The sequence below is a fragment of the Chloracidobacterium validum genome (assembly GCF_018304825.1).
In the GTDB taxonomy this organism is placed as follows: Bacteria; Acidobacteriota; Blastocatellia; order Chloracidobacteriales; family Chloracidobacteriaceae; genus Chloracidobacterium; species Chloracidobacterium validum.
The window spans coordinates 1,885,144-1,898,884 of sequence record NZ_CP072648.1; the positions used below are offsets into that span (position 1 = coordinate 1,885,144).

The following is a 13,741-nucleotide window of genomic DNA, read 5'->3' on the forward strand; positions in this document are numbered from 1 at the left end:
ATTTGGCATGACCCTTTGGATGCGCCTTCTGACAACCTGCCCGGCTTGGGTAGGGCTGGCGCTTTGGTGTGGACTGTGGGCGACGCCGACCGCGGCCACCGACCAAGGCGCACCCCTGAAGCGCCAAGCCTCCCGCGCCACCTCCCGTACCCTGGCCGAATGCTTCCTTGCCATTCCAGATGATTTGCTGCCTGAGCCGGCCCGTGCCCGCCGTCGCGCGTTGCTTCGTCCCGAACATGTTGTCGTCCGCGATGAGCGCAACGGCTACCTTCAAATTGCCGGCGACGGCGCGCGACCAACCGTCACCGTTGCCAAGTTTCGGCGAACCGACGGCACGTACCTGATTGCGTTCACAGCCGACTACGAAATGGTCTCGACCTGCCACCTGCTGGAAGAGCGGCAGGGAGGACAGTTGGTGGAAGTTTCGGCGGCGCTCATCCCGGACTACCGAATCTGTGGCGATTTCGAGTCCGCGGATTGCCAGGTTTATGAACTCCCACGCTATGGCACAACCATCGTCGTCAAAGATGGACAAGGGCGCGTGCGCTATCGGCTCGCCTGGCGCGGCAACCGTTTTGAACGCTCGCCGTAAAGGACGATGCGGACCGATTGACCGATGCTATTCCTCGTTTTGGCCTGGTTCCTGCTGGGCGTCGTGAGTTACACCGTTGGGGTGAGCGTGCTGCATTCGTTTCAGGCCCTGCGGACGCAACACCGGCTTGGCGACTACTGGTTGGCGGCAACGTGGTTAGGGCTGCTGACCCTGGCCAACGCCTTGCTGGGCTTGTCGCTGGTGACGCCGCTGACACCGCTTTCCGGTGGCTTGCTGGCCCTGGCCCTAAGCCTACCGGCGCTCACAACCGGCAGAGCCGATTTGCGCCTGCCAGCACTCCGCGCCGCGCTGCTGGGCAGAGCGGCACACTGGCCGGCGCTGGCAGGACTGCTGGCCGTCGCCACAGGCGCGCTTCTCAACCGACCAATCTTCATCATTGACGCTGGGGCGTACCACATTGGCAGCATCGAGTGGCTGACGCAGCACGGCACCGTCCCAGGACTGGCGCTGCTCAACCCGACGCTTGGCTACAGTTCAGCCTGGTTTGCGTTGGTGGCGCCGTTCAATGCCGGATGCGCTGCCGGACGCGCCTACACGGTCGCCAACGGCTTTGTCTATTTCTTGCTCTTGCTTCAGATACTGCTCGTTACACGCCGTGTCTGGCAGAGCGCGACCCAACCGGTGGATTGGTTCTTGCTGGCGGTTTCAGGGTTGACGTGGCTTCTGGTAACGCGCTTTCTCGGAGGGTTGGTGTTTTCGCCATCCCCGGACATCCCCGTGATACTGGGGCTACCGGTGTTGGCCTGGCTGTTGTTTCTTCCAGAAGTGCCGTTGGCGGGGACTCACCCTTCCGCCGCCGGCCAAGAAAAGCTCGCCCCGTGGGTGATGGCCCTGGGGTTGGCCGGTGTCAAACTCAACGCCTTGCCGATTTTAGGGTTGTCCATGCTCTTCCTTTTGGCCGGAAAACCACCGGCCCGCCGCCTCGTCCACGCCGCTGCCCTGGGCGGGTTGCTGATTTGGCCGGGTATCGTGACGCGCGTCGTGGCGTCAGGCTATCCGTTTTTCCCATCGCGGGCGCTGCCGCTGGGACTTCCCTGGCAATATGAAGGGAGCCATCCGGCGTTCACAAGTAGCGGCATCCGGGCCTTCGCGCAATGGTCCGGTCAGCCGGTTCCGCCTGGCCTGGACTATCCGGGGCGCTGGATTCCGCACTGGATAGCCCACGAACCGGTTGCTGTGACGCTCATTGGGTTGCAGGTCGTGACGGTGGTCTGGGCGCTCAGGCGCTGGAGATGGTGGACGCCGGCAATGCGCTGGGGAGGCGCGCTTGCGGCTTTGGGAAGCCTCTATGTTTTGACGGCCGCCCCTTCCCTGCGTTTTCTGATGGGCTATCCCGTCATTGCCCTCGGCCTGGTTCTGACCGATGTGTTCTCCGGCGGTTCAGCGCCTACCCGATCAACCGCCGACCTTGCTACCCGACAACGCCGGTTTCCAGGGCTGGCCCGGTACGCAAACGGCGTGGGTATGGGCGTCGTGGCGGGCGGACTCGCCTTGGGGGTTGCCGTTGCCGCGACCAGAACGACCAATACCGAGCAATTGATTCGCCAGGGGATCGCTGCCGGGCGCGTCACGGATGGTCCCGACTATGCTCCAGGGTGGCTTCAGCCGCCACGGTCACGGCGCATCGAATACGATGATGGGTTGCCCCGCGACACGTCGGTTACGCGGCAGCAGGTACATGATGTCGAGGTTATCGTCCCCCATGCCATGTGCTGGGACTTACCGCTTCCCTGCTCGCCCCCCTACCACAAGGTTGGTTTCCGGCTGCGCAACCCCCAACGAGGCCTCGCCGGCGGGTTTGTCCGTGCTTCACCAAAACCATGAGCTTGGGCTGGCAACAGCCCACAATTTCCCCTAGCATAGCAAGCATTACTGGCAGACCGAACGTTCCGTGCTTGGGCTGGCGTCCAGCCTACTTGTTGATGACCGAAACGCTCCATTACCGCAAACATCCGACGGCGCTGGTCGAGAGCGACCAGATTGGGCGCGGCACGCGCATCTGGGCATTTGCCCACATTCTGCGCGGGGCCGTGATTGGCGAGGACTGCAACATTGGTGACCACTGCTACGTCGAGTCGGGCGCAGTGGTCGGCAATCGAGTCACGATCAAGAACGGTGTTGCCGTCTGGGATGGCGTGCACTTGGGGGATGATGTGTTTCTGGGGCCAAACGTCGCGCTGACCAACGACCTGCTCCCACGCAGCCGGAAGCCCGATTGGATCTGCCATCCGACCTATATCGAACGTGGGGCGACCATTGGCGCGAACGCGACGATTGTGTGCCGGGTACGGATTGGCGAATACGCCATGGTCGGCGCCGGGTCAGTGGTCACGAAAGACCTGCCGGCCCACGCACTCTGCTTTGGCAATCCGGCCACGGTGCGCGGCTGGGTGTGTCGTTGTGCGGCGCGCTTGATTTTTGATGGAGAGGAAACCACCTGCCGTGAATGTGGCGACCGGTACTGCCAAACCACAAGTGGCATCGTCCGCATCGAGTAACCAACGGGCTACGCTCAAGGTGCTTGCCGTCCCGATTGCCTTCAACGAGGAAAAAAAAATCGGGCGCGTCCTGGATCGGTTTTCGCCAAACCTAGTGGACGCCATTGCCGTCGTGGATGACGCCTCAACCGATGGGACGCCCCAGGTCATCCGCGAGAAAGGCGCCATCCACCTGCGTCATGACAAGCAATCCGGGGCCGGCGCGGCCATTCGGACGGCCATCCGCTACGCCCGCGAGCAGGGCTACGACGTGATCGTGATTCTGGCCGGCAACGACAAAGACCGCCCGGCCGAAATTCCACGCTTGCTTGAACCAATCGCCAGTGGCGCATGCGACTTCGTGCAAGGCTCGCGCTACTTGCCGGGCGGCGACTTCGGCAACATGCCGTTCTATCGCCAGATTGCGACGCGGTTCGTTCATCCAATCCTGTTTTCACTCGCCGCGCGGCGGCGCGTCACCGACAGCACCAATGGGTTTCGCGCCATTCGGCTTTCGATTTTTGACGACCCACGGATTGACATTGACCAAACGTGGCTCGACAAGTACGAGCTTGAACCGTACCTGATGTTCAAAGCGATTCGCCTGGGCTATGGCTTCCAAGAAGTGCCGGTAACGAAGATTTATCCCCCAAAAGAACTTGGCTACACGAAAATGAAACCGTTTTCGGGCTGGTGGAGTATTCTTCGCCCGATTATCTATCTTGGACTTGGCTTGAAAAAGTAACGGGAAATGAGGTCACCGGATGCAGATTCCCTTTGTTGATTTGCAGGCGCAATACCAAGCCCTCAAAACTGAGCTGGACGCCGCTGTGCTGCGGGTCATGGGGCAGTGCAACTTTATTCTGGGCAAGGAAGTGGCGGACTTTGAACAAGCGTTTGCCGAGTACGTTGGCGCACCCTATGCCGTCGGCGTTGCTAGTGGGCTGGATGCCCTCAAGCTGGCGCTCGAAGCCCTCGGCATTGGTTCGGGCGATGAAGTGATTGTCCCGGCGCATACGTTCATCGCTTCGGCGCTGGCAGTATCCGCCGTCGGGGCGCGCCCGGTCCTGGTGGATGTGGATGAAGCCAGCTTCAACCTCGATCCGGCGCTCATCGAGGCAGCCATCACACCACGGACGAAGGCGATCATGCCGGTTCACCTGTACGGACAACCCGCCGACCTCAGCCCACTTCTTGACATCGCCCAGCGGCATGGCTTGCGGGTGGTCGAGGACGCTTCACAGGCGCACGGAGCGCGCTACCAAGGGCGGCGCGTGGGCGGGTTTGGGGACGCCGGCTGTTTCAGTTTCTACCCTGGCAAGAATCTGGGCGCTTATGGTGACGCGGGCGGGTTGGTCACCAATGACGCCGGGCTGGCCGAGCGGGTGAGGTATTTGCGCAATTACGGGCAGGAGGTCAAATACAAGCACGTCGTCAAGGGGTATAACCTGCGGCTCGATACGATGCAGGCGGCCATCCTGAGCGTCAAGCTTCGCCACCTCGACGACTGGAATGCCCGCCGCGCTGCCCACGCTGCGGCCTATACCCACGCGCTCGAAGGCGTCGGCGACCTGCGCCTGCCGCGCGTCGTCACGGGCGATCATGTGTTTCACCTCTATGTCATCCGCACCAAGCACCGTGACGCGCTCCAGGCGCACCTGACCGAGCGCGGCGTTGCCACGGTCATTCACTACCCGGTGCCAATTCACCTCCAGGCGGCCTACGCCGACCTTGGCTACCGACGCGGGAGCTTCCCAGTTACAGAACGGTTGGCAGATGAAATTTTGTCGCTTCCCATCTATGCCGAGCTGACGGCTGAGCAACAGGCCCACGTCATCAATGCCGTGAAGTCCTTTTTTGCCTGAGTTGAACGAAATGGTAGTCAGAAAGAAATGGTAGTTAGAAAGAAATGGCACGGTGGGTCGGTGGCAACGAACTCGCCGCTTTTCAAGGGACAGGATCATTCAGACATCTTCTTCAGTTGCCGGAAAGACTGACGAAGGACGCCTTTCACACTGGCGTTACATCCTGCGGATAGGCCGCAGCAGCCGCTTTCAAGGAGCTTTGCATGTGCGCCATGTCTCGTCGTATTTTTCAGCTACCAACGCTCTTTCCTGATCCACTCCGCCAGCGGATGTTTGCTCCGATCAAGAGTCTCCTGGAACGCTGGCTGCTCTTTCATCAGCTCAATGAGCTTTACACAGAGGCGATCACGGCGACGAGTGGGGATACCCATGCCCTCTTTGAGGCCGTGCTCGAAGCGCTCAATGTCCGCTATCACGTTCTTGAAAGCGACCTAGCACGTGTGCCCATGACAGGGCCGGTTGTCGTTGTGGCCAATCACCCGTTTGGTGGCATCGAGGGCATCATTCTGACCTCGATGCTGCGCTCCATTCGGCCGGATGCCAAGGTCATGGCTAACTACTTGCTGGGTTGCATCCCCGAAGCCCATGACTATTTCATCCTGGTTGACCCATTCGAGCGCACAGCTTCGCAAAAGGCCAACATTCGTCCACTGCGCGCCGCCTTGCGCCTGCTGGCACGCGGCGGGGCGGTGGGGATTTTTCCGGCCGGTGAGGTGGCGCACTGGCAAACGGGCAAGCGCGTCGTCACGGACCCGGCCTGGAAAGTAACCGTTGCCCGGCTGGTTCGCGCAAGCGAGGCCACGGTGGTGCCGGTGTATTTCGACGGCCGCAATGGAGCGCTCTTTCAAATGGCCGGGTTCGTGCATCCACGCCTGCGAACGGCGATGCTGCCCCATGAGTTTCTCAACAAACGGAACCGTGAGATCGAAGTTCGCATTGGGCACCCGCTTCCGTGGGGGAAGCTCAAGGCGTTCGACGACGAGGCGCTGACGGCCCACCTGCGCCAGCGAACCTATCTGCTTGCCTCGCGCACCGAACCCGTCTCCCGCTTGCCGCGCGCGCTCGCGGCGCCGCTCCGGCTGCCAAAGCTGCCGATTGGGCAACCGCGACGCCATCCACGCGCGCTGTCTGCGGTTGCGACGGCGCGGGCCAGCGCGCTCCTGGAAGCTGAAATCAAGGCCCTGCCGGAGACGTGCCGGTTACTTGAACAAGGCGATCTCACGGTCTGGTGCGCCAGCGCCGAGCAAATCCCCCATCTCCTGTACGAGATCGGCCGCCTGCGCGAAGAGACGTTTCGGGCGGCCGGCGAAGGCACCGGCAAAGCGCTTGACGTGGATACGTTCGATGCCTATTACCAGCACCTTTTCATCTGGAACAGCAATCGGAAGGAAGTCGTCGGGGGCTACCGCTTTGGAAAGACGGACGAGATCGTGGCGCGCTTTGGCAAGCGTGGACTGTACACGCATACGCTCTTTGCCTACCAAACTGCCTTTTTGCGTAGCATTGGACCGGCGCTCGAATTGGGACGGTCGTTCGTCCGCCAGGCATACCAGAAAAACTATCTGCCCCTGATGTTGCTGTGGAAAGGCATTGCGCGTTACGTGACGCAGCATCCACGCTACCGGGTTTTGTTCGGCCCAGTCAGCATCACGAACGAGTACCGCACGGCATCGCGGCGGCTCATCGTGGAGTTTCTCAAGGCCAACAACTTCCAGCCCGACTTGGCGCGCCTGGTGCGCCCACGAACGCCTTTCGAGTCGCGTACGGTGGCCATCACCCAAACGCTTCTGGGGTGGAAACCACGCCCGATTCCGGCGGCCGACATCGAAGAAGTTTCCGCCTTCATTGCCGACATCGAACCAGATGCCAAGGGCGTTCCGGTACTCTTGCGGCAGTATCTCAAGCTGGGGGGCAAGGTCCTGGCGTTCAACGTTGACCCGGATTTTGGCGACGCGCTCGACGGACTCATCATGGTGGACCTCCTCGACAGCGACCCGCGGACGCTCGAACGCTACATGGGACGCGACGAAGCCAGGGCGTTCCGGGCCTATCACGCCGAAACGCTGACCCGGGCCAGTTAGCAGATCATTTCATTCAAAGCGGTGGACGCGCGGCCCGTCGCGTCCGTGTCGCCGTCGCTTTCAATGTGGCGCGCAATGTGGCGCGACGTCCACTGGGGCAGAGTCCGCAACGCGCCAGGCGGATGACCAGAGTGATTGCATCGTGTCACCGAAACGGGCCGCGATGCGTCCCTGGCGTGGATGTCGTCCATGCCGAATCACCCAGCGGCCGGCGACGAGAACATCCGACCAGCTTGGCCCTGGACTTGAAAACACCACCACATCCAGCAGATGCCTTGCCGGCGCGCCGGCCATCCCCGGAAGGCTTGGCGCCAGCACCAACGCATCCGCCCGCGCGCCCGGCATCAATCCCCAGACCGGCTCGCCGGCCGCATCGCCGCCTCCCGTCTGGGCTCCGGCAAAGAGCTTTTCAGCCGGCGCCAACAACTCCGGCACGCCCCGCCGCCGCGTTACCAATCGCGTGCCATAGACCAGCCAGCGCAACTCTTCGCGCCAATCACGGGTGACGTGACTATCCGAACCAACGGCCAACGGCACGCCCCGCGTTACCCATCCGGCCAAGTCTGGAATACCATCGCCTAGGTTGGCTTCCGTTGTTGGGCAAACCACGACGCCGGCGCCACTTTGCGCAACGGACTCTTGTTCGTCGGCCTCAGTATGCGTGGCATGCACGAGTTGCCAGCGCGGATCGAGCCAGCGTTCACGCGCCAACCACGCGACTGGCCGCGCCCCCGTCGCCCGCAGACAAGCCTCGACCTCGCCAACCTGTTCGGCGACGTGGATATGAATCGGGCCGGTGAAATCTTCGGCCAGCCGATAGACATGGCGAAAACTCTCCGGGCGCACGGCGCGGACGGAATGCAGCGCCAGACCGACGTTGATGCCGGGGCGGCGGTCTTGCTCCAGGGTTTTGACCATTTCCCAAATCATATCCGGCGACGCCAAAAAACGGCGTTGTTCGGGCAGGAGGTCGGGTTGCCCAAAGCCGGCCCGCTCATAGACCGTTGGGAGTAAGGTCAAGCCGATGCCGACTTCGGCTGCCGCGCCCACCAGGGCGTCCATCATCGCCAGTGGACGGTCGTACGGATCGCCCTGCTCATTTCGATGCACATAGTGAAACTCGCAAACTTGGGTGTACCCCCCACGCAGCAGCTCCAGGTACAGTTGGGCCGCAATGGCTCGGAGATGTTCCGGTGTCAGGCGCGCGGCCAGGGCATACATCCGGGTTCGCCACGACCAAAAATCATCCTGGTCATCCGTCGTCGTTTCTGCCAGTCCGGCAAAGGCGCGCTGGAAGGCATGACTGTGGGCGTTGACCAGTCCCGGTAGCACGGCTCCGGTCAATACAGTCGCTTCAGCCGGCGGGGACGACACATCGGGTTCGACCTGGCGCCAGCGACCATCCGGGCCAATGACAAGCAAAACCTGACGCCGCCACCCATGCGGCAACCACGCCAACGGCGTCCACAACGCAGAGGCAAGCGGGAAGTCAGCCGTCATGCGGACCTCCAGGCCAGTGCTGCTCGGAGCAGGGCTTCAAGCACGGGGAGCAGACGCTCCAGCCGCGCCGCATCAGGGACATAGGGTGGCGCTTCGTCCATGTAGCAGGACCAACCCATTTCAAGCTGAACGGCCTGCCATCCCTGGTCGGGTCGGCCATAGTGGCGCGTGATGTAGCCGCCTTTGAAACGGCCGTCCACCACATAGGTAAAGACGGTCTGCGCCTCCAACACGGCACATAGCGCCTGACGCAGCGCAGGGGAACAGCTTTGGCCATCGGCTGTGCCCAAGTTCAAGTCGGGGAGTTGACCGTCGAACAGCCAGGGAAGCCGTGACTTGATGCTATGCCCTTCCCACAGGATGACCTGACCGTAACGCGCTTGCAGGCGCGTTAGCTCCCGGCTGAGCGCGTCATGGTAAGGCTGCCAATACTGAGCGCGACGCCGTGCAACTTCAGCGCGATCGGGCGCTCGTCCATCCTGGTAGATGGGCTGTCCGTCGAACATGCGGGTTGGGCAGAGTTCAGTAGTGCGCGCGCCGGGATAGAGCGGCTGGTCATCGGGTGGACGGTTGAGGTCCACGACGTACCTGGACACCTTGGCGCGCAAGATGCCAGCGCCAAGCTCCCGCGCAAAGGCATAGATGGTTTCCAAGCGCCAGTCGGTATCCGGCAAGGCACGGGCGGCTTCAGTCCAGTCAGCAGCAATTTCCGGTGGCACATCCGTGCCGACGTGCGGCAGGCTGATGAGCAAGGGGGTCGTTCCCGGCTCCAGGTCATAGGTCATGGCATGTGTCGTGGCCGACATCGTCACGAATCACCTCCCTTCCGCCACTGACCACGCGCCGCGGTCGGCAGCCGCCCAACCAGTAGGTTAGCTCACGGGGATGGTCGAGCGCCCAAACGGCAAAATCAGCCCGCTTGCCCGCCGCCAAGACACCCCGATCTGACAAACCAAGCGCCTGCGCCGCGCACTTGGTGACACCGCGCAGGGCTTCTGCGGGGGTCAGTCTGAAGAGAACACAAGCCAAGTTGAGCATCGCCAGGAGCGAGAGAACAGGCGACGAACCGGGATTGTGATCGGTGGCAATGGCGATGGGGATGCCGGCCTCGCGCAGCGCGACCACCGGCGGGCGGCGGGTTTCGCCGAGAACATAAAAGGCGCCGGGCAACAGGACGGCAACGGTTCCCGCAGCCGCCATGGCGCGGATGCCCGACGCGCTCAGGTACTCCAGATGATCACAAGACAGGGCGCCAAATTCTGCCGCCAGCGCCGCTCCCGACTGATCGCTCAACTGCTCGGCATGGAGCTTGACCGGTAACCCAAGTCGCCGCGCCGTCTGAAAAACACGCCGTGTCTGCTCAGGAGAAAAACCGATGGTTTCGCAAAAAGCGTCCACGGCATCCACGAGTCCGGCCGACTGCAAATCAGGTAACCACGCGCAGACTTCAGCAATGTAGTCATCCGCGCGGCCGGCAAACTCCGGTGGGAGCGCATGCGCCGCCAAGTACGTGGCACTGACGGTGATTGGCAAGGTCTCGCCGAGCCGGCGCGCCACGCGCAGGCAACGGGCTTCATCGTTGTAGGTCAACCCATAGCCGGATTTGACCTCCAGCGTTGTGACACCTTCGGCCAGTAACGCGCGGGCGCGGCGACAGGCGGCGGTGAGCAGGTCGTCGTCAGAAGCGGCGCGGGTCGCCCGTACCGTGGATAGAATCCCCCCGCCGTGGCGGGCAATGTCAGCGTAGGTAGCGCCGTGCAGACGCGCTTCAAACTCATCGGCGCGTGTGCCGGCATAGATCAGGTGGGTATGGCAATCCACCAGTCCCGGCGTGACCAGCATGCCATCGAGGTCATGTTCGGCCGTGATTGGGAGCTGGCGTGGAAGCCGGCGCAGGTCACCAACCCATAGCAAACGGTCGTCGTCAACGACCAGGGCTCCCGGCTCAATCCAGCCCCAGGGCGACTCGCCGGTGAGCGTGACCAATCGCGCATTTCGCCACAGTGTCAGCATATCGGTACGTCATAGACCATCATCAGCCCGGATGATGACATCCTAGTTGCGCAGCTTGCGGCCAACAAGGCACCGGCTTGACGGCGTTTGAAGTGCCAAACTAACGTCACGTTTAGGTTATCTCTGCAAGCGACGACTTTACTCCATGACGTACGAGATTCGCGCGCCTCGCGGCGCAACGTTGACTTGCCGCAACTGGCAAATCGAAGCGGCCTACCGCATGCTGCACAATAACCTCGACCCGGAGGTTGCCGAACGCCCGGCAGAACTCATCGTCTATGGCGGCTTCGGAAAAGCTGCGCGCAACTGGGACTGCTTTGACGCGATTTGCCGTGCCTTGCGTGCCTTGCAAGCGGATGAAACCCTCCTGGTGCAATCCGGTAAGCCGGTTGGCGTCTTTCGGACTCACCCAGACGCCCCACGGGTTCTGCTGGCCAACTCGAACCTCGTTCCGAAGTGGGCAACCTGGGAACACTTCGCCGAACTCGACCGACGCGGCCTGATGATGTATGGGCAAATGACCGCCGGTTCGTGGATTTACATTGGGACGCAGGGGATTGTGCAGGGCACCTACGAGACCTTTGCCGAAATGGGACGCCAGCACTACGGCGGCGACTTGCGCGGGCGCTGGGTGTTGACGGCCGGGTTAGGCGGCATGGGCGGCGCGCAACCGCTGGCAGCGGTTTTTGCCGGGGCCTCGGCGCTGGTCATCGAGTGCCAGCCAAGCCGCATTGATGCCCGATTGCGAACCCGTTACCTCGACGAACAAGCTACCAATCTCGACGATGCATTGACGCGCATTGCGCGTTACACATCCGAAGGAAAGGCTGTTTCGGTCGGCTTGCTCGGCAATGCGGCTGAGTTGTTACCGCTGATCGCACAACGCGCGCAGGCCGGGGGGCTGCGCCCGGACATCGTGACTGACCAAACGGCAGCGCATGACTTGGTTTACGGCTACCTTCCGATGGGCTGGACGGTTGAGCAGTGGCAGGATGCCCAGCGCGACCCAGCGCAGCACAGCGCGTTACGTCAAGCAGCGGCTGAAAGCTGCGCGCGTCATGTCCGCGCCCTGCTGGATTTGCAAGCGATGGGCGCAAAGGTCGTGGACTACGGCAATAACCTTCGCCAAGTCGCGTTTGATGAAGGCGTGACGGATGCGTTTTCGATTCCGGGATTCGTGCCGGCCTACATTCGTCCCCTGTTCTGTCGCGGCAAAGGACCGTTTCGCTGGGTGGCGTTGTCAGGCGACCCGGACGACATCCGCCGCACCGATGAACGCCTCATGGAACTGTTTCCCGACAACGACCACCTGCACCGCTGGCTGACGATGGCACAGCAACGCATTGCCTTTCAGGGGCTTCCGGCACGGATTTGCTGGCTTGGCCTGGGAGAGCGCCATCGAGCCGGGCTGCTTTTCAACGACATGGTGCGCCGTGGTGAAGTCAGCGCGCCGATCGTCATCGGACGCGACCACCTAGACGCCGGCTCGGTGGCCTCCCCCAACCGTGAGACGGAGGGGATGCTGGATGGCTCGGACGCTGTTTCTGACTGGCCCCTGCTCAATGCGTTGCTCAACACGGCAAGCGGCGCAACCTGGGTTTCACTCCATCATGGCGGCGGGGTTGGCATGGGCTATTCCCAGCACGCCGGCATGGTGATTGTGTGCGACGGGACGGCCGACGCTGACCGCCGACTGGAACGGGTGCTGTGGAACGACCCGGCCACTGGTGTCATGCGGCATGTGGATGCCGGCTACCCAGAGGCCGTGGCCTGCGCCCGCGAACAAAACTTACAACTGCCCATGCTCGACAGGTAGGCTTCATGACACGCGAACTCGTGTTCATTCTGGGTGGCGCGCGCGCCGGAAAGAGTCACCTAGCGCAAAAACTCGCCCAATCGAAAGCCGAGCAGACCGGCTCCAGCGTGTGTTTCATTGCCACGGCGGAAGCCCTCGATGAAGACATGCAGGCGCGGATTGTCCGCCATCGGGAAGAACGTCCGGCAACTTGGCGGACAATCGAAGAACCACGGGCGCTGGCGGCAGCCTATGCCCAGGCCGCCGACGCGGGCGTCGTGCTGGTGGACTGCCTCACCTTGCTGGTCTCCAATTGGCTCATGACCATGCCGGACGCCGAAGCCGATTGCCTCAAGGCGATTGAGACGACCCTGGCGGCTTTCCTGCAAACGTTTTCACGCCGGCACCAGACGGTGATCGTCGTGTCGAATGAAGTCGGCCTGGGGATCGTGCCCGACAATGCCTTGGCGCGGCGCTACCGCGACCTGCTTGGCAACGTCAACCAAACCGTAGCGGCAGCCGCAACCGAAGTGTATTTCGTCGTTGCCGGACTCCCATGGCGGATCAAGTGACGATCTACTCAACCAGCCTTTCGACGCTGGAAAAGTCGTACTGCCCCGGTGGCTCCCCATATCAGCCGCCTACTCGACAACTCCATGTTCCCCACCCTGAACGGCCGGGACAGGCGTCTGTACCATCATGCCGCGGGCTGCCAGTGCCTGCCGGACACCGGTTCGCAAGCGGTCGAGGAAATCCACCGGAAACGGCGTCGGGTTTTCACCGGTTTCTGACATGACGGCAAAGGCTTCTTCCAGCCGGGTTGGGTTGCCGCTCGAAAACGCCCGCCGCAAGGTCTGGTAGCTTGCGGTGGCCTGCGCCTGTGAGGCATAAGCCCGCAAGGGCTTGATGTCACAGCCGGTTGGCAGGAACCAGAGCTGAAACTTCCCCGTCTGGGGATGCTGCACAACGCCACCGACAAAAGCCCGCTGATGCGAACAGGCCAGGGCGGCACTCGTCAAACGATCCAGGGTCGTCATGAGCTAAAAACCTTTCAGTGCGTGAGACGCGCAGGAATGACCGTTGCAACGCTGTCCTTGCGTGAGGACCGCGATTGGGCTTGACCGAGCGGTTGGATTTGGTTTCGCGCTACAGGCGACGTAGCGCCTTCCCAGGGATGCGAACCGCCGGTCGGCGGTCGGCGGGTTGGCACAGCCGCGTACAACCGCCGCACAAACTCCGAAGGCGGGAGCGTTTGTCGCCAGTGCGGTGTTTCAATGCGGACATCGCCCCAATCCGTCACATAGATGCGGATGCTCAACGCAGATGGTGAAGTCATGTCAGTACGCCTCAAAGAAAATGAAAACGACTTTCAATATGAACGTACTAAACAAGACGAC

At 62.1% G+C, this 13,741-nt stretch carries 13 protein-coding genes; 8 read left to right on the forward strand and 5 right to left on the reverse strand.

The annotated features are described in order from the left end of the window. Positions 1–7: 7 nt before the first annotated feature. From J8C06_RS07860 to J8C06_RS07885, 6 genes are all read left to right on the forward strand, one after another. Entirely contained in the window at positions 8–592 is a 585-nt protein-coding gene (locus tag J8C06_RS07860) for a hypothetical protein (RefSeq protein WP_211428163.1), read from the forward strand. 24 nt (positions 593–616) lie between these two features. Continuing rightward, positions 617–2,437 (forward strand): LIC_10190 family membrane protein, encoded by a 1,821-nt coding sequence (locus J8C06_RS07865; protein WP_211428164.1) that lies wholly within the window; start codon positions 617–619, stop codon positions 2,435–2,437. Between the two features lie 98 nt (positions 2,438–2,535). After that, a complete protein-coding gene (locus J8C06_RS07870; RefSeq protein ID WP_211428165.1) occupies positions 2,536–3,111 on the forward strand; it encodes an acyltransferase in 576 nt (191 codons plus the stop codon). Beyond that, positions 3,056–3,835, forward strand: coding sequence for a glycosyltransferase family 2 protein (locus tag J8C06_RS07875; RefSeq protein ID WP_211428166.1), 780 nt, complete (start codon positions 3,056–3,058; stop codon positions 3,833–3,835). Before J8C06_RS07870 ends, J8C06_RS07875 begins: the two co-directional genes overlap by 56 nt. Before the next feature lie 19 nt (positions 3,836–3,854). Next, a complete protein-coding gene (locus J8C06_RS07880) occupies positions 3,855–4,955 on the forward strand; it encodes a DegT/DnrJ/EryC1/StrS family aminotransferase (protein WP_211428167.1) in 1,101 nt (366 codons plus the stop codon). Positions 4,956–5,167: 212 nt separating this feature from the next. Then, on the forward strand, positions 5,168–7,036 hold the full coding sequence (locus J8C06_RS07885) for a lysophospholipid acyltransferase family protein (RefSeq protein ID WP_211428168.1): 1,869 nt from the start codon (positions 5,168–5,170) through the stop codon (positions 7,034–7,036). Positions 7,037–7,096: 60 nt separating this feature from the next. Here J8C06_RS07885 and hutF read toward each other — a convergent pair whose 3' ends face one another. The 3 genes from hutF to hutI are packed head-to-tail and all read right to left on the reverse strand — an operon-like array spanning position 7,097 to position 10,549. Continuing rightward, on the reverse strand, positions 7,097–8,536 hold the full coding sequence (hutF, locus tag J8C06_RS07890) for a formimidoylglutamate deiminase (protein ID WP_211428169.1): 1,440 nt from the start codon (positions 8,534–8,536) through the stop codon (positions 7,097–7,099). Next, complete coding sequence (gene hutG / locus J8C06_RS07895) at positions 8,533–9,342, reverse strand: N-formylglutamate deformylase (protein WP_211428170.1); 810 nt, start codon at positions 9,340–9,342, stop codon at positions 8,533–8,535. The genes hutF and hutG overlap by 4 nt, the downstream gene beginning before the upstream one ends. Continuing rightward, positions 9,311–10,549 (reverse strand): imidazolonepropionase, encoded by a 1,239-nt coding sequence (hutI, locus tag J8C06_RS07900; protein ID WP_211428171.1) that lies wholly within the window; start codon positions 10,547–10,549, stop codon positions 9,311–9,313. The genes hutG and hutI overlap by 32 nt, the downstream gene beginning before the upstream one ends. 145 nt (positions 10,550–10,694) lie before the next feature. Here hutI and hutU point away from each other — a divergent pair, with 145 nt between their 5' ends. Both hutU and cobU read left to right on the forward strand, forming a co-directional pair. Next, positions 10,695–12,365, forward strand: a complete 1,671-nt coding sequence (gene hutU / locus J8C06_RS07905; protein WP_211428172.1) for a urocanate hydratase — start codon at positions 10,695–10,697, stop codon at positions 12,363–12,365. Between the two features lie 5 nt (positions 12,366–12,370). Next, a complete protein-coding gene (gene cobU, locus J8C06_RS07910) occupies positions 12,371–12,916 on the forward strand; it encodes a bifunctional adenosylcobinamide kinase/adenosylcobinamide-phosphate guanylyltransferase (protein WP_211428173.1) in 546 nt (181 codons plus the stop codon). Between the two features lie 69 nt (positions 12,917–12,985). Here cobU and J8C06_RS07915 read toward each other — a convergent pair whose 3' ends face one another. Together J8C06_RS07915 and J8C06_RS07920 are read right to left on the reverse strand one after the other, a co-directional pair. After that, positions 12,986–13,381: a hypothetical protein gene (locus J8C06_RS07915; RefSeq protein ID WP_211428174.1), complete on the reverse strand. Its 396-nt coding sequence runs from the start codon at positions 13,379–13,381 to the stop codon at positions 12,986–12,988. A 14-nt stretch (positions 13,382–13,395) separates the two neighbouring features. Next, entirely contained in the window at positions 13,396–13,680 is a 285-nt protein-coding gene (locus J8C06_RS07920; protein ID WP_211428175.1) for a hypothetical protein, read from the reverse strand. Between the last annotated feature and the right edge of the window lie 61 nt (positions 13,681–13,741).